The organism is Leptothoe sp. PORK10 BA2, from assembly GCF_034932105.1.
Lineage (GTDB): Bacteria > Cyanobacteriota > Cyanobacteriia > Phormidesmidales > Phormidesmidaceae > Leptothoe.
Genome location: NZ_JAYGIG010000115.1, coordinates 40,991 through 61,456, shown reverse-complemented (window position 1 = coordinate 61,456; position 20,466 = coordinate 40,991). Strand labels below are relative to the sequence as shown.

17 protein-coding genes are annotated in these 20,466 nt (G+C 49.6%); 14 read left to right on the top strand and 3 right to left on the bottom strand.

Annotated features, from left to right (window positions below):
- On the bottom strand, nt 1–1,416 hold the full coding sequence (locus tag VB741_RS16225) for a pentapeptide repeat-containing protein (RefSeq protein WP_323366229.1): 1,416 nt from the start codon (nt 1,414–1,416) through the stop codon (nt 1–3).
- Nucleotides 1,417–1,901: 485 nt separating this feature from the next.
- On the opposite strand from VB741_RS16225, the gene VB741_RS16220 reads away from it, so the two are divergent.
- The 7 genes from VB741_RS16220 to VB741_RS16190 all read left to right on the top strand — a co-directional run bounded on the left by VB741_RS16220 (nt 1,902) and on the right by VB741_RS16190 (nt 7,630).
- Nucleotides 1,902–3,284, top strand: coding sequence for a DUF4055 domain-containing protein (locus VB741_RS16220; RefSeq protein WP_323366228.1), 1,383 nt, complete (start codon nt 1,902–1,904; stop codon nt 3,282–3,284).
- Complete coding sequence (locus VB741_RS16215) at nt 3,284–3,871, top strand: hypothetical protein (protein WP_323366227.1); 588 nt, start codon at nt 3,284–3,286, stop codon at nt 3,869–3,871. The genes VB741_RS16220 and VB741_RS16215 overlap by 1 nt, the downstream gene beginning before the upstream one ends.
- A gap of 36 nt (nt 3,872–3,907) precedes the next feature.
- Nucleotides 3,908–5,044: a hypothetical protein gene (locus VB741_RS16210; protein WP_323366226.1), complete on the top strand. Its 1,137-nt coding sequence runs from the start codon at nt 3,908–3,910 to the stop codon at nt 5,042–5,044.
- A complete protein-coding gene (locus VB741_RS16205) occupies nt 5,041–5,319 on the top strand; it encodes an HU family DNA-binding protein (protein WP_323366225.1) in 279 nt (92 codons plus the stop codon). Before VB741_RS16210 ends, VB741_RS16205 begins: the two co-directional genes overlap by 4 nt.
- Nucleotides 5,312–5,629 (top strand): Rho termination factor N-terminal domain-containing protein, encoded by a 318-nt coding sequence (locus VB741_RS16200; protein ID WP_323366224.1) that lies wholly within the window; start codon nt 5,312–5,314, stop codon nt 5,627–5,629. The genes VB741_RS16205 and VB741_RS16200 overlap by 8 nt, the downstream gene beginning before the upstream one ends.
- Entirely contained in the window at nt 5,619–6,224 is a 606-nt protein-coding gene (locus VB741_RS16195; RefSeq protein ID WP_323366223.1) for a phage baseplate protein, read from the top strand. The genes VB741_RS16200 and VB741_RS16195 overlap by 11 nt, the downstream gene beginning before the upstream one ends.
- A gap of 221 nt (nt 6,225–6,445) precedes the next feature.
- Nucleotides 6,446–7,630 carry an NAD(P)H-quinone oxidoreductase subunit H gene (locus VB741_RS16190; protein ID WP_323366222.1) on the top strand — a complete coding sequence of 395 codons (1,185 nt, stop codon included), beginning with the start codon at nt 6,446–6,448 and terminating at the stop codon, nt 7,628–7,630.
- Nucleotides 7,631–7,753: 123 nt separating this feature from the next.
- On the opposite strand, the gene VB741_RS16185 is transcribed toward VB741_RS16190, so the two are convergent.
- On the bottom strand, nt 7,754–8,503 hold the full coding sequence (locus VB741_RS16185; protein WP_323366221.1) for a pentapeptide repeat-containing protein: 750 nt from the start codon (nt 8,501–8,503) through the stop codon (nt 7,754–7,756).
- A gap of 568 nt (nt 8,504–9,071) precedes the next feature.
- Between VB741_RS16185 and VB741_RS16180 the strand changes: the two genes are divergently transcribed.
- Nucleotides 9,072–9,779 carry a hypothetical protein gene (locus VB741_RS16180; RefSeq protein WP_323366220.1) on the top strand — a complete coding sequence of 236 codons (708 nt, stop codon included), beginning with the start codon at nt 9,072–9,074 and terminating at the stop codon, nt 9,777–9,779.
- Between the two features lie 75 nt (nt 9,780–9,854).
- On the top strand, nt 9,855–10,838 hold the full coding sequence (locus tag VB741_RS16175; RefSeq protein WP_323366219.1) for a pentapeptide repeat-containing protein: 984 nt from the start codon (nt 9,855–9,857) through the stop codon (nt 10,836–10,838).
- A gap of 115 nt (nt 10,839–10,953) precedes the next feature.
- On the opposite strand, the gene VB741_RS16170 is transcribed toward VB741_RS16175, so the two are convergent.
- Nucleotides 10,954–11,706 carry a hypothetical protein gene (locus VB741_RS16170; RefSeq protein WP_323366218.1) on the bottom strand — a complete coding sequence of 251 codons (753 nt, stop codon included), beginning with the start codon at nt 11,704–11,706 and terminating at the stop codon, nt 10,954–10,956.
- Nucleotides 11,707–12,790: 1,084 nt separating this feature from the next.
- On the opposite strand from VB741_RS16170, the gene VB741_RS16165 reads away from it, so the two are divergent.
- From VB741_RS16165 to VB741_RS16145, 5 genes are all read left to right on the top strand, one after another.
- Entirely contained in the window at nt 12,791–15,118 is a 2,328-nt protein-coding gene (locus VB741_RS16165; protein WP_323366217.1) for a cellulose biosynthesis cyclic di-GMP-binding regulatory protein BcsB, read from the top strand.
- 2 nt (nt 15,119–15,120) lie between these two features.
- The gene (bcsA, locus tag VB741_RS16160) at nt 15,121–17,790 is read left to right on the top strand and encodes a UDP-forming cellulose synthase catalytic subunit (protein WP_323366216.1); all 2,670 of its coding nucleotides are present in this window, start codon (nt 15,121–15,123) and stop codon (nt 17,788–17,790) included.
- A gap of 553 nt (nt 17,791–18,343) precedes the next feature.
- Nucleotides 18,344–19,468, top strand: a complete 1,125-nt coding sequence (locus tag VB741_RS16155) for a response regulator (protein WP_323366215.1) — start codon at nt 18,344–18,346, stop codon at nt 19,466–19,468.
- Nucleotides 19,469–19,567: 99 nt separating this feature from the next.
- Nucleotides 19,568–19,942, top strand: coding sequence for a response regulator transcription factor (locus VB741_RS16150; RefSeq protein ID WP_323366214.1), 375 nt, complete (start codon nt 19,568–19,570; stop codon nt 19,940–19,942).
- Nucleotides 19,943–19,979: 37 nt separating this feature from the next.
- Entirely contained in the window at nt 19,980–20,465 is a 486-nt protein-coding gene (locus tag VB741_RS16145; protein WP_323366213.1) for a chemotaxis protein CheW, read from the top strand.
- Nucleotide 20,466 lies beyond the last annotated feature (1 nt).

Below are 20,466 nucleotides of genomic sequence, written 5' to 3'. Positions count from 1 at the left end.
CTACTCCAGGTCATCCCATTCTTGCTGGCGAGCAATCTCAACGATTGCCTTGGCTATTTCTAATGTGAATTCTGGATCGTTTGGCGATACCCATTCAAACAATGCTTGGGGCATGGTTTTACAGTCGCGATCTGGATCAATGTCCTGGATATAGGTGGGCAAGGCTACGTGGCAAAGCCTCGCCGCTGTTAGCTGCTGGATGGTTAAATTTTGGGATAATCGCAAGTCAGTCGCTAATAGTAAAGCCTCCTGAAGATTGGCATTCTTTAGGTCTGTCTCCTGAAGATTGGCAGACCATAGGACTGCCCCCTGAAGATTGGCATACCCTAGGGATGCCTCCTGAAGATTGGCAGACCCTAGGTCTGCCTCCTGAAGATTGGCATACCCTAGGTATGCCTCCTGAAGATTGGCAAACCCTAGGTATGCCTCCTGAAGATTGGCATTCAATAGGTATGCCTCCTGAAGATTGGCATTCAATAGGGATGCCTCCTGAAGATTGGCATTCTCTAGGGATGCCCCCTGAAGATTGGCATCCTCTAGGTCTGCCTCCTGAAGATTGGCAGACCCTAGGTATGCCTCCTGAAGATTGGCATCCTCTAGGGATGTCTCCTGAAGATTGGCAGACCATAGGGATGCCTCCTGAAGATTGGCATCCTCTAGGTCTGCCTCCTGAAGATTGGCATACCCTAGGTCTGCCTCCTGAAGATTGGCATACCCTAGGGATGCCTCCTGAAGATTGGCATACCCTAGGTTTGCCTCCTGAAGATTGGCAGACGATAGGTATGCCTCCTGAAGATTGGCATCCTCTAGGGATGCCTCCTGAAGATTGGCAGACCTTAGGTCTGCCCCAGGCAACTCAATTCTAACCAAATGCGCCTTCGAAACATCCACCCCCTGCAAACTCTCCTTCGGCCACGGCCTCCCAAACCACCGCCGCCGCCCCGGCGTCCCCGGTGTAGAGTTCAAAAACTCTAACGCCCGTCGCCGTCCTCCATTCCCCGGCTGACCGTAGGCATTGGTAATCACCTGCCAGGCTTCATAGACCTGCTCGTCATGGCGCTGCCGTTCTCCATTGGTTAGAAACGACCCGAGACTAATAATGATCGCCACATTCGCCAGCAGCGCTAGCAGATCAAAGACCGCCAGGCTTTTTAGATCTGCCGTCAGGGTCTCCAGTGCATGCTCAACGGGCGTTGACTCGTACCAGCCCACCGACCTGCGCCACCGGCCCTTTAGCCACTGATTGACCTGAAAGCTATTACGGGCGATGGGATTACGGGCAATTTTTTCTGCCGTCAGCCAATCTTGTTCACTACTGCCGTCGTACCCGCGCCTTGAGCGTCTTTCATAAAGCCGATAGGCAATGCGTCGGGTCATGTCAGCTCGGCGCTGTCGACGTTGTGCATTGTGATTCATGGGTTGCTGATGGAAATGGGGACTACTGGAAAAACTATCAGCCTTTGTCGTTAAAAAGTTGATGTGGGGAGCCGTTAGATGCTTAAAACTATGGGTTGATTTGGGTATTGGTTGAGGGCAAAACCGGCTGCGTGGGGTCCCTCCGAGTTCCCCACACCCCCTGGGCAGGGCCGGGACGCCGCCCTAAAACCCACCGTAAGGGGATGGTCCCGAGTTGCATAAAGAGGGGGTACGGCAAGGTAAGGGGTTGGGTTATCGAGGTTCGCTCTATGTACCTCAACGACTTGCGGAATGAAACTTGTTTTTAGGGGGGGTATCCCTGGGGCCTGTACTTTGCATCGATGACAGGCAGATAACCGTTTTGTCATCATTCCATGATGCGGACATATCCCAACCCGTGGATACACCCAACTTTTGCCCTTAGTCGTCTGGAGCGCTAGGGATTGCGGTTAAATGGGTTGTGTCTCGTGAGTCTTAATCTGAGAATGGTCCTGATTGACTATGAGTGTGTGGCCTATCGGCGGCAGTCTCCCCACTGGTGTTTGATTGAGGACGTTTACCGGGGGGATACCGCCTGGGTGGACTTCCAGGCTGATGGCAAAGCTAAGGCTACCGCTCTAGCTCGGCGCTACCTGCCTCAGATGCCGGGGGAATCTGACTCTGACTACGAAGCGCGGCTGCTACAGTCGCACTTCTCGGATAAGTTCGCTCAGGCGGTGCGTGATTTCGTCGGGATGATTTTTAACAATGGCGTCAAGCTAGTGGACGTTCCCGACGTGATGCGCGCTCAGTGGGCCGCCCTCGATGGGGATGCCATGGATGGGGATAGGCTCTGTGCGCTGCTGGGGATGCGCGGCTTACGCCTGGGCCATACCTTCTGCTTTATCGATTACCCTGAGCTGGATCAATCGCTGGTATCTTTGGCCGATACCGGCGCGGCTGGCCGCCAGCCGTTTTGGTCGTCGGTGTCTCCGCTACAGGTGATCAACTGGCGCTACCGCATGGTGGGTAACCGTAAGGTGCTGGCCTGGGCCGTGCTGCGATCGCAGGTGGTGGAGGCCGATGGCGACTATGGCGAACAGGAGTGTACCTATTACCGGCTGCTTACGCCCGGTCGCTTTGATACCTATCAGGTGGTCAAGGGCCGGGACGGCAAGCCGCAGCAGGTGCATTTGCCTAAGCAATCGGGGGTGATGGGTCGGCGGATACGGGGCAGTTTTGTTCCCTTTGACTCCGTGCCGCTGGTCTGTCTCTATGGCGGCGACCGCACCGGGTTTTTTGAGAGTAACCCAACGCTGCTGAGCATGGCTAAGCTCAACGTGTCCCATTACCAGGTGAGAAGCGACCACCGGCAAAAGATGCACTACTGCTGTTTTCCCTCACCCGTTCGCGTGGGTGGAGATGGTAGCGACTTGGCGCTAGGGCCTAGGTCGGTTGTTGATGTGCCGGTGGGTGGGGGCTTCGCCTGGGCCGAGCCTAACGCCAATTCTCTTTCCGCAAGTCGTCAGGAGGTAAAGGACATTGAAGATGAGTTGAACTTTTTGGGGGCTGATTTTTTGGTCAAACCCAGCGACCGACAGGCCGCTATGACCAGCGTGATCCAGGCAACGACGATTGAAAGTGAGCTGTATTTGTTTGCCAGTGACTTTGCCCTTGGCATCACTGAATGCCTGAATTGGCACGCCCGCTATCTGGGCTTGCCCAGCGGCGGCAGGGCTGAATTAGATACCCAGTTTTTTAGAGATCTGAGTGCTGACCCCCAGCTGCTTCAAGTGCTGCTGCAAATGCGGGAACGCGAAGATATCAGCCGTGATGAACTCCGGGCCGTGGCCCAACGTAAACACCTACTACCAGAGGAAAATAACTAATGGATTTTATTGCTCAACTAAAACAACTGCGATCGCAGCTGGGCGATGCTGAGGGACTAGATACAGCCGTACTTGCCACCTTTGACCAGGCCATCACCCAGGCAGAGCTTTACCAGGGCATTGACCCCCAGGCCGCTAGGACAGCTATACAACAGCTAGAGCAGCGGCAACAGCAGGATGGTCAACTACAGACCATGGCCGGAGAGCGGGACCAGTTGGCTACGCAACTAGCCGATATGCGATCGCAGCTGGTCAATAGTCAAAAACAATTCACTGCCTTAAAAGGGTTAGGTTCGGCGGGTATTCGGCCTGAATATGAAGAGCTTTTGCTTCCGCAAGTCACCGGTAGCTTAGAGCTTGCGGAGAATGGGGAGGTAGAAATTCCTGATGGTCTATACGACGGTCTCAAGCAAAAGTATCCGGCCATGTTTTTTGGTGAGGATGCTGCCGGTACGGGCGGCGCTGCCGGTGGGGGCACAAACACCACTGAGGAGCAACCCCAGCAGGTGACGGCTAAGGACGGGATAGTGACTGGGGTCAACCCTGACGATGTGCTTAGCGGGAAAGTGAACGTTTCGATGGGCTAAACCCCGTACTAACAACCTACTAGGAGTAAGCGATCAATGGCACTTGAAGATTTATACGGCAAAGTTTTAGCACTTGGCGCTCAGGTTATCCGTAGGGAAACCTGCCTGCCCCGCCTGGTGAATAACACCCCAGCGGGTGACCGGGAGCAAGCCTACACCCTGGGCGGTGTGACTGAAGTGATAGTACCGCCTGAGTTTGTCGCCCGTGACGTGGTGCCAGCGCCAACGCCACCGGCCAGCCAAGCGGCACCTAACCCGACTACGGTGCAGGTGAATTTGAACTACTGGAAAGAGGTTAATTTCCCGCTGACTGAAAAGCAAATCAGTCTGCTCGAAAATGCCGATGCTCAGATACCTATGTTTTTGGCTAACGCGGTAAGCCCTATTGTTGAGGCGATTACCGCCGCGATCGCTGCCAATTACAAAGGCATTTATGGCTACGTGGGCACAGCGGGTGTAACGCCCTTTGCCGCTGCTCCTACCGATGCCCAGAATGCAAAGAAGGTACTGACCCGGCAGAAGTGCCCTAAATTTATGCGTCGCCTGGTGCTTAACACCGATGCCTATGGCAACGCTACGGGGCTTGATGCCTTCGCACGGGCTTTAAACTATGGCTCTGCCGAGGTGGTCCGAGAGGGGGAGATCAACCGGGCTTACGGTTTTGACTGGCATGAAGATGCAGGCATGGACGGCATCACCCACACTAACCCCAACGGCACCCCCGCAGGGTGGCTGGTTAACCAAGCTAACCACGCCTTGGGCAATACAACCGTTGTGATCGACACTGGCGCTAATGCCCCTGTGGTTGGTGATATCTTCACCGTAGCCGGTGATAGCCAGACCTATGCCGTGGTTGGGTTCGCGGCTAATACGATCACCTATGTTCCGGCGGCTAGGGCGGCCTGGGCCAACAATGCCGCCATCACCTTTAGAGCAGCCCATGCCATCAATCTGGCCTTTCATCCGATGGCGTTTGCCTTTGACTCACGCCCAGCGACACGGCTAAGAATCCCTGGGGTGACCAGTAACTTTATGACCTGGGTTGATGATATGACCGGTGTAGTGTTGCGGCTAGAAATCCGGGATGAGTATCACCAAACCGGGTTCTACCTTAGCTGTCTGTGGGGTAATGAGCTGGTAGACGCACGACTAGCAACGAGGATCGCAGGGTGAACAAAGGTGAATTAGTCGGCGCAATCTGTGACCGTCGGGGGGTAACTCGGGCGGTTGCTGAATCTATCATTTCTGAGGCCATCGATGTAATTGTTCAGCAGGTGGCCCAGGGTAACCGGGTAACCCTGGTGGGCTTTGGTACGTTTGAATCGGTTCATGCAAAAGAACGGGTAGGCCGTAACCCGCGCACGGGTGAAACGTTGACCATACCAGAGCGAACTAAACCCATATTTCGGGCTGGCAAGCTGTTTAAGGAGGCGGTTAACGATGGCTAGTGTAGCGACGATTGCGATCGCAAATGCTGATGGCTCTGACTACGTGGTGATTAATCAGAGTGACTATCTGCCCGACGTTCATATCCCTTGGCAAGAGCAGCCTACCCAGCCAACGCTGGAGCTAGGTAGAGAGCACTGGATCACCCAGCGGGCTGCCGAGCTGGCTGACTCCAAAACCGTGACTGAGTTAAAAGCCATGGCCAAGGATCTGGGTATATCGGGCTATTCCAAAATGAATCAGGCGGATCTATCTGTTGCGATCGCAGAGTCTGAGGCCGGAGCCACCGCCGGGGCTACTGATGACAACTAGCTACGAAGCCGGTTTTATTGCTCTGCTTGAAAGCTTAATTACAACGATTAACGGCACTATTCCAGTGATGGCAGACCCCACCAATTTTGAAACCCGAGTTTTCCAGCTGATGGAAGCTTTTAAATCAAACTTGACTACTCTCATTACCCAAGGGACCGAGCTACCAGTCGGCTCGATTTATGCTAATGCTGACGTGGCGACTAACCCAAGCACTCTGCTGGGCTATGGTACCTGGGTTTCTTTCGGCGAGGGTCGATGTCTGATGGGATATGACGTCTCTCAAACTGAGTTTAATGCAGGGGGAAAAACCGGCGGGGCTAAAACGGTTGCTTTAGTGGCTAGTCAGAACGGTGCCCATATTCATGATGTGACTGACCCTGGCCACGCTCACATTAAAGCTAGTACTTTCTCAACCGCTGGAGGCGCTAGCGCAGATCCTAACCTGTGGCCTGTTTCCCTCTCCATTTTTGGCGGTGGTCCTATCGCTACTTCTCCTAATTTTACGGGTGTATCGGTTAACTCGTCCGGCTCTGGTAACCCTCATCAGAACCTAGCGCCCTATGTGACTGTTTACTATTGGAGGAGGACTGCCTAGGTATTGGGTTAGTTCTCCGTGGGAGGTTGCGATCGCAAGAGGTCGAGCTTGGGCTAGTTCTCCAGGGGAGGTTGCGATCGCATCGACTTAGGGGTATCCCCCCATTCCCCCCCCCTATTCACTTTTTCAGAGCAGGGATAAGTTTTTTTTGCTTTTCCTGCCCTAAACCATGGCTAATATACTAGGGTGTATAAATCAGAGAATAATACGGCATAGTTTCTATGACACGTCTGGAAACCAGAACAGAGCCCATGGTGATCAACCTGGGCCCCCACCATCCCTCGATGCACGGTGTGTTACGGCTCATCGTCACCCTCGACGGTGAGGATGTAATTGACTGTGAGCCCGTGATTGGCTATTTGCATCGCGGCATGGAAAAAATTGCCGAAAACCGCACTAACGTGATGTTTGTGCCCTACGTTAGCCGTTGGGACTATGCAGCGGGCATGTTTAATGAGGCGATTACCGTCAATGCTCCAGAAAAGCTAGCGGATATCGAAGTGCCCAAACGGGCCAGTTACATTCGAGTCATCATGCTCGAACTCAACCGCATCGCCAACCATCTACTTTGGCTAGGGCCATTTTTAGCCGATGTCGGAGCCCAAACCCCGTTCTTCTACATCTTCCGCGAACGGGAAATGATCTACGACCTGTGGGAAGCCGCCACAGGGGCACGGTTGATCAACAATAATTATTTTCGCATCGGCGGTGTCGCAGCCGATTTGCCCTACGGCTGGGTCGATAAGTGCGAAGACTTCTGCGATTACTTTTTGCCCAAGGTCGACGAATACGAAAAACTCATTACCAATAATCCAATTTTCCGCCGTCGGGTAGAAGGCATTGGTACAATCACCCGCGAAGATGCGATCAACTGGGGGCTGTCAGGCCCGATGTTAAGGGGATCCGGCGTCAAATGGGATTTGCGCAAAGTCGATCACTATGAGTGCTACGACGATTTTGACTGGGACATTCAGTGGGAGACCGCAGGGGACTGCTTTGCCCGCTATGTGATCCGGGTACGGGAAATGCGAGAGTCCGTCAAAATTCTCCGTCAGGCTCTTAAAGGGTTGCCCGGTGGCCCCTACGAGAACCTTGAAGCTAAACGCATGTCCGAAGGACCAAAGTCTAAATGGAACGAATTTGACTACCAGTTCATTGGCAAAAAAATTGCCCCTACATTCAAAATCCCGACCGGAGAACACTATGTCCGCCTAGAAAGCGGCAAGGGCGAACTGGGGGTATTTATCGTTGGTGACAATAGTATTTACCCTTGGCGCTGGAAAATTCGGGCCCCAGACTTTAACAATCTTCAGATTTTGCCTAACCTGTTGCGGGGAGTAAAGCTGGCGGACATTATGGCCATTTTAGGCAGCATTGATGTGATTATGGGTTCCGTCGACCGCTAGGTTGGGCCACAAACACTGGCTCATTAGCTTAGGGCTCATTAGCTTAGGGCTCATTAGCCTAGGATCCCATTAGCCCAGGGTTAGAGGAAACACTTAAAGGACTGTCGTCACCGCGACAGTCCTTTATTCTGAGCTACTGGATTCATCATCAATATTGCAGTCAGTTACCTGATTAACAGAATTGATATAGCCTTCATGAGCCGTTGACCCATCGGGATAGGTCACAAAGGCCATGTCGGCTTGGTCGAATCGGGTGCCCTTAGTCTCCGCGTTGTACATATCGGCATAGCGCATGTAGGCCTGGGTAAAATCTGCCCCGGTCATATCTGCGGCTCGAAGGATAGTGCCATAGAGGCTGGCACTTTTAAAGGTGCTATTGACCAATCGAGCGGAGCAAAGATTGGCGTCACGCAGTTCAGCGTTGGTGAGGTCAGCCTGCTCAAGATTAGTATATTCTAGAGTGCCCTGGAGGATCTTGGCGTTGCGTAGGTTAGCCCTGACCAGGCTGGCCTCCTCTAAGTCAGCACCGCGCAGATTGGCATGGCTCAAGTCCGCTTCATCCAACTTGGATTCGCGAAATACGCTGTTAATTAACAGACTATTGCTAAAGTTAGCCCCCCGCAGGTCAGAGCCAAAAAAGTTGGCTCGGCTCAAATCTTGATTACTAAAGTCCTTACCCCGTAGATCGCAGCTAACACAGGTGTAGTTTGGCTGCTGTGGATCAGTCATGGCATCCAGGGAATCACCCCGCTGGCTAACCTCGGCGGGATCAAGGGATTTTGATAATGCCTTGTTAACCTGCGGCAATCGCAGCAGTAACGGTGCAATGGCACCCGCTAAAATCAACAGGGTTAGCAGAAAATTAAGTTTCATAGGCCATACACTGCCGACAATAAAAAAGTTATTTAAAAAAATCAGAATTTAGAAGTATTTAGAACCTAATGCGAAGTAAGAATAAACCTTATTTACGCCCAGCACAGTCAACTTTCCGTAAGAAAGCTACGGGTTACAGTTGAGAGATAGCCTAAAAGCATACAACCGTTATAACTGTCTTATGACTATGGACGCACACCAGGACATTCAGTCTATGGTTATAGATTTTGTTTATTTGATATTCTCTAAAAAATTAGTTCTAGTTATGGATAAGCTTAATAATTCGGATTGCAACCCTGAAAATTTTGTTTGTACCGCCTAAGTTCATCAACCGTTTAGGATGATTGACATAGTATAGATTGCTTTACGGCTTTCTTAAACTGCCTCCTGACGTTGAAAGTTTTGGATGGATTGTTTAAGGAGAGCATAGAGACGGTAACTCAACCTTACGTTATTATTCACCGATTACAGATTAAATTCCATGGGCTCATCTCCCTTCCGCAGTATATTCTTGCCATCGCTGGTGTCATCGGGATTAGCGTTTGCCGTGATCACGTTACCCCTATCCATGGCGAACTCAGTACCCACCTGGGTATCTCCTAGTCAATTGCGAGGCGACTTAGTCAGCCCATTGGATAATTCGGCTAAACCCATTATTCGTTACATTGGCATTGCGATTATCGGCAGCGTTGGGACGGGAATGCTCACCGCAGACATCCTGCGACGAATCTATCGGCGACAGCGGCTCCTAGCTTCTACACCAGTGCCTTTCGAGACACCAGCCAAGGAGTTACCCATTCAGACGGAGCAGACTACGACTAATGTCAGCTTTGATGAACAGGTAACGCCGTCCATGGGCGTGGGTAGTGCGATGACCTTGAATGGCCAGAGTTTACTGGCCACAAAGCTGGCTCCTGGTCATACGGTGGTACATTTTAAGGGGTATACCCAAAATAGCAGCGTTGATGGTTTAGAGTTGAACCCCGTTGCCTTGGAGAAGCTCATGGAGTTAGATGCGGATGCTCCTCCCGTGGATATCCCCATCCTTAAATTTTTAGACCAGGTTGATCCAACCCATCTAGATACGGGTGATGCCATGGTGTTTGGCGTTCGTTATCAAAATAAGTATTACTGCCTATGGCGCAGTACGGCAGATCAATCACGGGCAACCGGATGGGCACGTCGTCTCCTGCGTCAGCATAGAGATGTTATTGTGACTCAGAATAGTCAGGCCCATTATTCCCTCTGGTACGTTCCCCCCAAACACCTGCGATAGTAAACTTTCACCTCAATCTAATGGGGATAACCTAGTAATTTTAATATTTGTCTTTTTATACCTAATTAATGACGTATGGCCGATTTATCCTCCCAGGTGATTGCTGCCTATTCCAAGGGACAACGAGATTTTAGCTATTGCCACATGCCAGCTATTCGCATGTCCCAGTATGTTCTAACGGGGATTGACCTATGGGGCTGTAATTTAGCGGATGCCCATTTGGCAGACGTGGACTTCAGTGAAAGCAACCTGGGGGGAGCTGATTTGCAACGGGCAAATTTGCGGCGGACAAACTTGCAGAAGGTTGATTTACGGGGTGCCTGCCTTAAGGACGCCCAAGTTGAGGATGCCAATTTCCAAGATGCGATCGCAAACCATCAAACCGAATTTCCCAAAGATTTTGAGCCCCTCAAAGCTGGCATCCACTATGTAGGTCCCAAGGCTACCTTAATCGACTGCAACCTCAGTCAGCATGACCTAGGTGGCGTTGATCTGAGCCATAGTGATTTAGCCGGAGCTCAACTGATCGACACAAATTTGCTAGGAGCCTGGCTAGTCGGCGCCCAGTTAACCGAAGCCAATCTCAGAAATGCAAATCTATCCTCAAGTAATCTTTCCTATGCCAGTCTGCAGCGGGCAAAGTTCAAGGGAACCGACTTAACCCGAGCTAATTTAACAAAAGCTATCCTATTCGGCGTTGATTTGAGTCAGACAGATCTCGTGAAAAGTTATCTGTCTGGGGCCGTATGCGACCCCACAACCCAATGGCCTGAAGACTTTGACTGGGAGTGGGCCGGTGTCTACTGCCTAGGCCCTAACCAATCCCTGTGGGCGGCAGATTTAAGCAACCTGGTATTAACCGGCATTGATCTCAGCGGAGCAAACCTCGTAGGGGTCAATTTCACAGGCACTGATTTATGGGGTGCCAATTTGCAGGGATGTGATTTGCGAGACGCCTGTCTATCTGGGGCTAATCTATGGGGAGCCAACCTCATAGACGCGGATCTCACGGGGGCTGAAATCGACACCGCTAACCTAGACGTGGCCATGCTGGCCTAGGGAAGCAAAACGTTACTCAACATAGTCCAACCACCGAGCGCGCCCCAACCAAAATTTTGGTTGGGGCGCGCTCGGCGATCTATGACTAAACATCCATCCCGAGATCGACTGAAACTCAATACAAAAACTCTTCAGGCTCGGCAGGGCGATTTGTTTGTCGTTCTTCAGGAAAATCCACCTGATAGGGCATAGGGGGTTCATCAATCAGGATGTGACGAGTGCCCCAACCATCGTTATAGGGTCTAGGTCGCATGCTTACCTCATTCTCCACGGGCATATCCAAAACCTTTTTCATTTCGAGATAACGCCGCCCCTCAAACGTTGTTTGCAACAGATCTGAAGAAACCTGAAGCCCCTGTTGGGCAAGAATGCGCTCTAACGTTGTGAGCTGATCCAAGGGGGTATAGGTAGCCATAACAACAACCGTATCGAGGGGTTCCACCTGCAGATTTAACTCTGACTGATCCAGTTGCCAAGCTTCTTTTCTCGTCCCATCTGCTGCCAGTTGCTTAAACGTGAGCTCCCCTTGCCAGCGACCATTCTGTACCCTAACGACTTGATAATCCAACACCGAGTAAGTCGGCTTCAGCTCCACACTTTCATCAGTGGGGGCAAGCTGACGCATGGCCAACACATTAAGTTCCGTTTGATTTGGGAAATTGGCTGTGCCATCAAGCTCGTAGGTATATTGATTGGGACCCGGCTCTACGGTAAAGTCCATGGCAGCTACGGGTAATCGGTTGATTAAAATGGGATTATTAGGGGTTTCAATGGAAAAACCGCAGCTACCCAACAGGCTACCTAAACCCATCAGAAGCCAAAAATTTAAACGACGGGGACGACGTTGCGTCATTGAACTTGTAGACATAGTCAGTAAAATAAAGAGTTTATATAAACTAAGGGAACTATCGTCAGGGGACTAGGGATGCCCCAGCTGCCGCTTCCTTGGGGATGTCTTTTGTCTTAGAGCTTCTTGTCTGAGATTTTCTTGTCTTAGAACTTAAATATAAAAGTGTTGCGGATTCTCTGTATGATTTCCGTTGCCGGTCTTAACCTAGAGCCATGCTTTTAGATTAGTTCATTCTCTAAATTAGCAACAGCAGTATAGTTGTTGCATCTGAATTCTTGTATCTGTCAGATTGGTTAGGATAAAAAATATCCCTGAAAACCTTAAATTACGATAGCTAACCTGACTCGCAATCGACCAACACATCCGCCCCTTGCCATAACACCATAGAAATCGATTACGACAAGTCTTGTATACTAACCGGAAGAATTCTAATCTTAGCCGACTTGGCCGAGATTGAGAGGTGAACCCTATGACGGGCCCTCTACACTTATCGAAAATAAGGTAAAGTTGCTTTTCAATCTATCAGTGATTTTGGCAATAGAGGGTGTACCTAAATTCTTATATCCATAACTTTCACTAAAAACACATAGAAAATCGAGTGTTTTTAATGTTTCCTTCATAGGTAAATTTACAAGCTATAGGTTCAGCTATAGTTAATCGACAGTTGAACAGATAGATTCTTGTATAACTACCTAAACATCTACATAAACATTCCATATTTAAATTTTAACTTGAGCTAACTTTACCGGATGATGTCGATTACCCCTGATATTTGAAGTTGGGAGCTGTATAAAAGCAACAAATGCATTATTCCTTAAAAATAACATTAGCCTCTACACGTGGATTAGGGTGAAGACTAAATTATGGAGTATTCAACAAGCTATGGGGTGAACCCTTGCAAAGGGTTCGTCAACCGGTTAACACTTGACTGAGCACCCACTTAGGGTTCGTCAGGGTTTGTATATGTCTGAAATGGCACAAGTGCCAATAATTTTATTATTTTGACCTAGGTATCTATCTGGGGGGAGTACTTACATCAGTGTTTTTAAGGATATTCAGGAAACGCATATTTATCGCGCTATTCTTAGCTGTTCTCCTATCTGTGACAACATTCAGTCCCAGTTTGGCACAGGTCACCTCATCTCCAGGGGCAGCAGATAATGGGTCAGAAACAGGAACTGCTGGCGATCGCCGTGTCCGAGACGAAGATGGGGCGACCGACGGGCGAGATCTGCTCCAGGATGCCCAAGCAGCCGAACTGCAGCAGGAAGATGGTAGCCAATACATTTTGGAATTTAACCGCAGTCCAGTAGTAGGAACACGGCTGCGGCTAGAAGGTATTTACAATGAGTCTCGCCTCCGGTTTACCCGGCCCCGCAACTGGTCAGTTAAATCGGTCAAGATTCTGTTGCGTTATCGCCATTCTGGCGCACTCTATGCCACCCGCTCCAATCTCAATGTGATTGTGAATGAAAACAATGTGGGTAGTGTGCCCCTTAATCTTAAACAGGGCGATACCGGCACGATTGTCTTTGACATCCCAACCCGTATCCTAAAAGACTATAACGAGCTAATTATTGCTGGTTTACAAAACAACTCCCCCACCTGTACCCAGGATCCCTTTGATCCGTCACTTTGGACGGAAATACTACCGGATTCCAAACTTGTATTCAATTACGACGCGGAACCTTTTCAGCTAGATTTCAATAGTTATCCCTATCCCCTGATTGATGTTCTCAGTTTAGAGACCAATCATATCGATTATGTTGTGCCGACGACTCAAGATCAGGCTTGGTTAACGGCCATTGCTAAGCTACAGACATCCCTAGGACGAATTGCAGACTTCCGTCCTTTAGAGACATCCCTAGTTGAAAAGTTAGATGAGGTAGCTAATGGCAACCGCATGGTGGTGGTGGGAACTCCCGAACAGCAGCCGATACTGGCAAATTTAAAGCTGCCCCTCACCTTAAAAAATAAGCGCTGGTTAGATCCGAAACAGACATTGATTTCGTCTGATACCGGTATTTTGATGTGGACCGTTCTGGAGGATAAACAGTCCCCCGTTTTAGTGGCAACGGGAAATGGACCAACGGCTGTAGCTAAGGCCGTCCAGTTCCTAACCCAGTCCCAGGATCGTAAAATTGGGGCTGGACAGGTGGTGCTGGTGAATGATGTTGAAATCATCAGCTCACCGGATATTCGCGACTGGCCCCGGTATATGCCCCTATCCGATGATTTTGAACTTGGGGATTTAACCGGCTTTAATAATGAGCCGATTGAGGATGTGGTGATTCGAGGTGCCCATGCTCCCCCGTTTGAGTTTGACTTTAAATCCCTGCCAGACGATCGTTTCCTCCCAGGGAATGTGATGAACCTGATCTATACCTACGGTCCTCAGGTCAACCCCCTAACATCTCTGGTGGAAGTTCAGCTGGACGGTATTACTGTGGCCGGTCGCCGTCTGGATTCAATTGACGGTAAGAGAAAAGCCACATTAAAAGTGGAGCTGCCAGAGCAGCACATTACCCCTCAATCTCGACTGAAGGTTTATCTGAGATTTGACCCCCGGGAGCGCCGCTCTTGTAGTCGAGTCACCGATCACCAGCTTTGGGGAACTATCCATAGCGACAGTAGCTTCAATTTGAATCGTCAGCAGGTGGCAAAACTGCCCGATCTGAATCTACTCAAAGCAGGTTATCCCTTTGTCGCACCGCAGGATTTATCCCGCACGGCGATTGTGATGCCGAACAAACCCTCCATGACCGAGCTATCGGTGATGATGGAACTCAGTGAGCGTCTTGGCCGCTTGAGTCGTTCGGAAGCGGTACAGGTTGCGGTTTATCCCGTCAGCCAACTGCCCCCTGAGGTACAGGAATCACAACATTTGGTGGCTATTGGTTTGCGATCTCAATTTCCGTTAGTTGAAGCCTTAGATGCCGCCGATTTTAATCTGAAGGAAGGGGCACGTCAGTGGGGCAACAGTCAGGTGCAAACCCTGCCCGATGCTGAGGGCGTATTGCAGCAGCAGATTTCCCCCTGGAATAACACGCGGGTGCTGTTAACGCTGACGGCTCAAAGCGAAGCTGGCTTAAAGCAACTGCGGGATTTACTAGAGTTGGATTCTTTATTCTTCCAACTCCAAGGGGATACCGCCTTGATCAGTGCCAATGCCGAAACACCCTCCCCCTACGATGACAACGCCTATAAATTAGAGTTTTTGCAACGCTCGGCCCAACGGGATGTTCAAGAAGAAAGCACGTTTCAGAGAGCCATTACGGTGATTCAAGGTAACTGGTTTCTCCTAATTCCCGGCATTATTGTGCTGTCATTGTTACTCTACGGCGTTATCCAAGCCTATTTGAAGCGAAGCGAAACGCTGGGCCCAGCACCTGGCTCTATGACCGATTCATCTGCGCCAGGAGAACTGTAACTATGGCTGGACGACTGTCTATCCCCCATCGATTCAACGGATTTAAACAGCTAGTTGAAACCTACCTCGCTGAGAGAGTGCGGCCCCTACTGATTGAGCTGTTAATCATCTCCCTCCCCAACTGGTTTGACCAAAGTTTACACTGGCTGACTAAACAACAGCTATTGATTTTGGCAGCGTGTCTCACCATGTTTGCCTGGCCTATTATGACGGCGCGGCCCACCATCCTACAGCAGGGCCTAGTGGCCTTGGCTTTGCTCTTTTTCGGGCAAATACTGCTGCGATTAGAGGATCGGCAAACGAGTCGGCGGGTTAGTGAATACTTACATTTGCTGTTGGCTGCCCTGAGTACAATTACCACTCTGCGCTATTTGTACTATCGTTCCAACTACACCCTCAACCTCGATTCTTGGCTAGATGGCTTCTTTTCGGTTTTGTTGTTTGTAGCCGAGATGTATGCGATCGCAACCCTGCTGCTCTCCTATTTTCAGACCTTGAGAATTCGCGATCGCAAACCGATCCCCCTCGACCAGTGGCCCGAAGAGAAGTGGCCAACGGTGGATATCTACATCCCCACCTATAACGAGGATGTAGACATTGTACGCAAGACGGTACTGGGAGCCTTGAATATCGACTATCCAGCCCATAAAAAGACCATCTACGTATTGGACGATGGCCGGGCTGAAAAATACAAAGAGCGTCGCCTAAAGCTCCAAACCATGTGTGTCGATCTAGGGTGTACGATGCTCACCCGAGAAAATAACGATCATGCTAAGGCTGGAAACATCAACACAGCCCTGAACAAAACCGACGGCCAGCTAGTACTTATCCTAGATTGTGATCACATTCCAGTAAGGGGCTTTTTGCAAGAAACGATCGGTTTCTTCTTCGACAAACAAGTAGCCTTAGTCCAAACACCCCACTGGTTCTATAATCCGGATCCCTTTGAGCGCAATCTTTTGACCAAAGGACAGATCCCGGTAGGTAACGAGCTGTTCTACAAGGTTCTACAAAAAGGAAACGACTTCTGGAACGCTGCCTTTTTCTGCGGTTCTGCCGCCGTTATTCGGCGAAAGTATCTACTTGATATCGGTGGTATTGCGACCGAAACAGTGACGGAAGACTGCCATACCTCCTTACGGCTGCACTCCCTGGGCTACCGTACCGTCTACTACGACAAAATTATGGTAGCCGGTTTAGCCCCTGAGAAATTTTCCTCCTACGTCGGTCAACAGGTCCGCTGGGCAAGGGGAATGGCCCAGATTTTGCGAATTGAAAATCCCCTATTTAATCGCCGCCTCAATTTACGCTTATCCCAACGATTTTGCTATTTCAGTGCCACGTCCCACTTCTTTTTTGGATTTCCACGGCTGATGTACGCCATCGCTCCCAACCTATTTTTGCTATTTGGCATCAACCCTGTAAAAGGTCTGGGCATCGAAACCCTGTTTTACGCCTTGCCCCATATTGTGCTGTCGATGCACGCGAACCACATTGCCTATAAGCATGTAAGATTTTCTTTCTGGAATGAGATTTATGAATTTGCCATGTCATTCCAGGCAGGCATCGTAACGCTGCTAGCGTTAATCAACCCCAATTTGGGATCCTTCAACGTGACCGACAAGGGAGTCTCCGTAGAGTCACGTAGTTTTGATATCGATAGTGTTCGCTACCTCGTTATCCTTGGGGCAATTACGGCGGCCTCCTTACTAACTGTGCCCATCTGGTTAATTCTTAGCCCCCTAGATACCCAGGCAGTACTGATTAATACCCTGTGGTGCGTCTTCAACCTAGCGCTGGTGTTGACTGCCTGTCTAGTGGCCTTTGAGCAACCCCAACTGAGACAATCTCACCGTTTACCCCGCGAGTTAATTGCCAGAATTTACAGTGACGATGGGCAAATTTGGGAAGGAACAACCGTAGATATTAGTGAGACAGGATGTCAGGTTCTACTGGATATATGGCCCAATATTTCTGATCGTGTACAGATAGAGCTGTTTGGCGACTATGGTGCTGTCGCTTTACTCGATGCGGAAATCATCAGGGCCAGTGCCACAGATTCATTGCAGACAAAGTTAGCCATTAACTTTGTGAATATGACCCAAATGCAGCAAGATAATCTGACGACGGTCATTTTCTCGGATGTGCGTAAATGGTACTCCCAAGATCGTCAGAATGCAGACAATCCATGGGAGTCCCTCAGCTTTATTTTGCTGAGTCTAAAGCGGGCATTCCAAGAGCTACGTCCAGCCAACAGCGTTAAAATGCGCAAACAGGTAGAGGTGATGAGCGATATCCGGTGGAAAGGTTGGGGCAGCTACGTGCAAGCGGCCATGATCACTGAGCTGGGATCAAGGGATATGCGTCTAGAGCTATTGGGCGATGCCAGCACCGCAGCCATCGCTCTACAGGACTATACCCCCCTGCTGCATCTACAGGTCTACCCCCAAATTGATAGCGTCCATTCCTATGATTTGATGGCTCAAGTTGAACGACTTGAACTGCTACCAAAACTATCTAGCACCCACAGCGATGGCCCCAATGCGGAACCAGCATTAGGGAGCCAAAATCGGCTATCAGACTACCGTATAGCCCTTGAGCTAACTTTCCCTCAGTCCCTCGATCAACAACAACAGGAGCAAATTAAGACATTGCTTGCGCAGGTTGCATAGGTCCTCTGGCCAATGCCATTATTGTACCAATGGCAGGATCACCCCCAATTTAGGGCATCCACATCTTCCTAAACCGGAAACAATATCGTGAACACCTTAATCGAGTCTGTTAATAAAAATGTTGAGGGCACTATTATCTTAAACTGGTTTTCTTTATCAAGACTTCGTTTAAGTACGGACAAATTTACTGGTATTCTTAAGGTAGGCTTAGAAACTTACAATGAGGTACTTGTACACTCGAAACCCTTTTGAGTAGATGTTTTGAAAATATTTATCTTTGACCAATGATTAAAGTAAGTCGAACTTTTTACAGAACATAGTCCGGACTGAAGGTTGATTGATAGAATTTTTTCATAGTTACATAAACGTGTAAACGTATTCCTATTTACGCCTGCATCTACGCTCTATGACTAGGAAACCATTTGTATGGTTAGTCAGTCGAGAGTTTATATACCTTTTTCACGACCAATATGCACCATGGTTATTATCCATTGCTTTGGTCTATTAGCCCAAAAGGGTTTTAGATTTTTACTGTATAGTTAAGTACTCAGTTATGAACAGTCGTTCGATCGTGGGTTATGGTGCAACCCAGAAGTTACATCCTCTAAGCTTTTTAGCTCAACTGATTAGTCGTCAGGTGAGTGGTCACTTCAAGTTGTACTCAGGGGATAACTCATGGTCGCTTTTCCTGAACCAAGGCAAACTAAACTTTGCTACCGATACGAATGCGCCCTTTGATCGCCTGGATCGTCACCTCCAGTCCTTTAGTAATGAGATTTCCACCTTGGTGGGCGCTGTCCGTGTGCAGCTGCGACTGATGTTTGAACAGTCCCCTAAGCGAGCGCCTCTGACTCCAGACTACCAAGCGATCAGCTGGCTGGTAGAGCAGTCTCACCTAACGCCAGAGCAGGCTAGTGATCTGATCCGCGCCATGGCTATTGAGGTAATTGAGTCTTTTTTGGGTGTGCAGGAAGGTAGTTATGATTTGCTAGGGCTAGATGATATTGGGGAATATCCGGTCCTCTGTCAGCTAGATTTGCGTCCTATTGTGGAAATTTGTCAGCGCAATCGCCGACAGAGTTTGCTTTCGTCCCCATCGGTATCCCAGGGTATACCTGCACAAGTAACATCGGCAATGCCAAACGGCTCCAACCCTGGCGCAGCCCCAAACAATTCCCTGGTTAATTCTGGCCTATCCACCCAGTCAGGAGCCTCCCAGCTCGGTGTTGCGAATGACCTTGTTTACCCCCAGACCATGGGCACATCGGGTATGCCAGCAGCCACCGATGCTGGCAGAGTTACTTACACGATTGCTTGTATTGACGATAGTCCAACGGTTTTAAATGCCATTCAAGAATTTCTGAATGATAAAAGTCTGAACGTCGTGCCGATCAATGACCCAGTGAAGGCATTGATGCAGGTTATGCGGTGTCGTCCGGATTTAATCCTACTAGATGTCACCATGCCTAACTTGGATGGCTACGAACTCTGTTCCCTCCTCCGTAGACACCCAAGTTTCAGAAATACACCGATTGTTATGGTGACAGGTAACACCGGATTTATTGATCGTGCTAAAGCCAAACTAGTCAGATCCTCAGGCTATTTGACAAAGCCTTTTAGTCAATCAGAGCTTTTGAAAATGGTGTTTATGCACTTACCAGCTGTAGGGTCTAGGTAGTAATCAATTTACTTGGGTTATATAAGCCTTAGATTTGTAATGGTCGCTGTTATGAACTGAGGTTGATTGGGCACATACTTAAGGGATACCAAATAGGTCATGACAGTAATTCAAACGGCTACAGTGCTGATTGTGGAAGATACGCCCTCTGAAAGAGAGCTCATTAGTCATTATTTGCAAGAGGAAGGTTATAGCGTTATTCATGCTATGACGGCTCAAGAAGGTTTGGAAAAGGCCATTGCCAGCCAGCCTGATGTCATTGTGACAGACGTTGTAATGCCTGGGATGAGTGGTTTTGAGCTATGTCGGAGCCTAAAGCGCTCGCCTGAGACTGAAAAGGTGCCAGTGGTCATCTGTTCGTCTAAGGATCAGGCCATTGATCGGTTGTGGGGTATGCGGCAAGGGGCAGACGCTTACATCACTAAGCCGTTCGACCGCGAGGAATTATTAAAGGTGATTAAGTCAGTTTTGTAGATGGTTAGCATAGGATCACATTTATGAGGTCATTATTTTGTCTGCCCTATCCCTAAAAAAAGACAGTCCCGTACTGGCAAAGTCGTTTTTGAAATTCCAGCTAGCGACCAACGTGGTAGCCATGCTTCCAGCTCAAGCTGTGCAAGAAGCGTTGGTACTGCCCACCAGGCGGGTAATGGCAATGCCGAATATGCCTGCAGCTCTTTTAGGGCTGATCAATCGTCGTGGGCGCGTGTTTTGGGTGGCTAATTTGGTGCGCTTATTAGGATTACCTATCCCCGATCGCCATAGCCAACAGCACAACCTGATCGTGGTGCAAGGGCGTGTTACCCCCTTAGCACTGCAGGTGGAATCAATTGACGGCATGGTGAGCTTCCCTCCGGAAGCGGTCCATCCACCCCCGAATAACGTGAGCAGCATAATATTGCCTTACCTGACAGGCTGCGTCACCCACAACGACGAAACTATTTTTATTCTAGATGTAGAATCCCTGCTACAGTCCTCGGTGCTTCAGTCGAACTAAA

Coding starts and splice junctions, on each gene's coding strand:
- VB741_RS16225 (WP_323366229.1), bottom strand. CDS start 1,416: ATGAATCACAATGCACAACGTCGACAGCGCCGAGCTGACATGACCCGA.
- VB741_RS16220 (WP_323366228.1), top strand. CDS start 1,902: ATGGTCCTGATTGACTATGAGTGTGTGGCCTATCGGCGGCAGTCTCCC.
- VB741_RS16215 (WP_323366227.1), top strand. CDS start 3,284: ATGGATTTTATTGCTCAACTAAAACAACTGCGATCGCAGCTGGGCGAT.
- VB741_RS16210 (WP_323366226.1), top strand. CDS start 3,908: ATGGCACTTGAAGATTTATACGGCAAAGTTTTAGCACTTGGCGCTCAG.
- VB741_RS16200 (WP_323366224.1), top strand. CDS start 5,312: ATGGCTAGTGTAGCGACGATTGCGATCGCAAATGCTGATGGCTCTGAC.
- VB741_RS16195 (WP_323366223.1), top strand. CDS start 5,619: ATGACAACTAGCTACGAAGCCGGTTTTATTGCTCTGCTTGAAAGCTTA.
- VB741_RS16190 (WP_323366222.1), top strand. CDS start 6,446: ATGACACGTCTGGAAACCAGAACAGAGCCCATGGTGATCAACCTGGGC.
- VB741_RS16185 (WP_323366221.1), bottom strand. CDS start 8,503: ATGAAACTTAATTTTCTGCTAACCCTGTTGATTTTAGCGGGTGCCATT.
- VB741_RS16180 (WP_323366220.1), top strand. CDS start 9,072: ATGGCGAACTCAGTACCCACCTGGGTATCTCCTAGTCAATTGCGAGGC.
- VB741_RS16175 (WP_323366219.1), top strand. CDS start 9,855: ATGGCCGATTTATCCTCCCAGGTGATTGCTGCCTATTCCAAGGGACAA.
- VB741_RS16170 (WP_323366218.1), bottom strand. CDS start 11,706: ATGTCTACAAGTTCAATGACGCAACGTCGTCCCCGTCGTTTAAATTTT.
- bcsA (WP_323366216.1), top strand. CDS start 15,121: ATGGCTGGACGACTGTCTATCCCCCATCGATTCAACGGATTTAAACAG.
- VB741_RS16155 (WP_323366215.1), top strand. CDS start 18,344: ATGAACAGTCGTTCGATCGTGGGTTATGGTGCAACCCAGAAGTTACAT.
- VB741_RS16150 (WP_323366214.1), top strand. CDS start 19,568: ATGACAGTAATTCAAACGGCTACAGTGCTGATTGTGGAAGATACGCCC.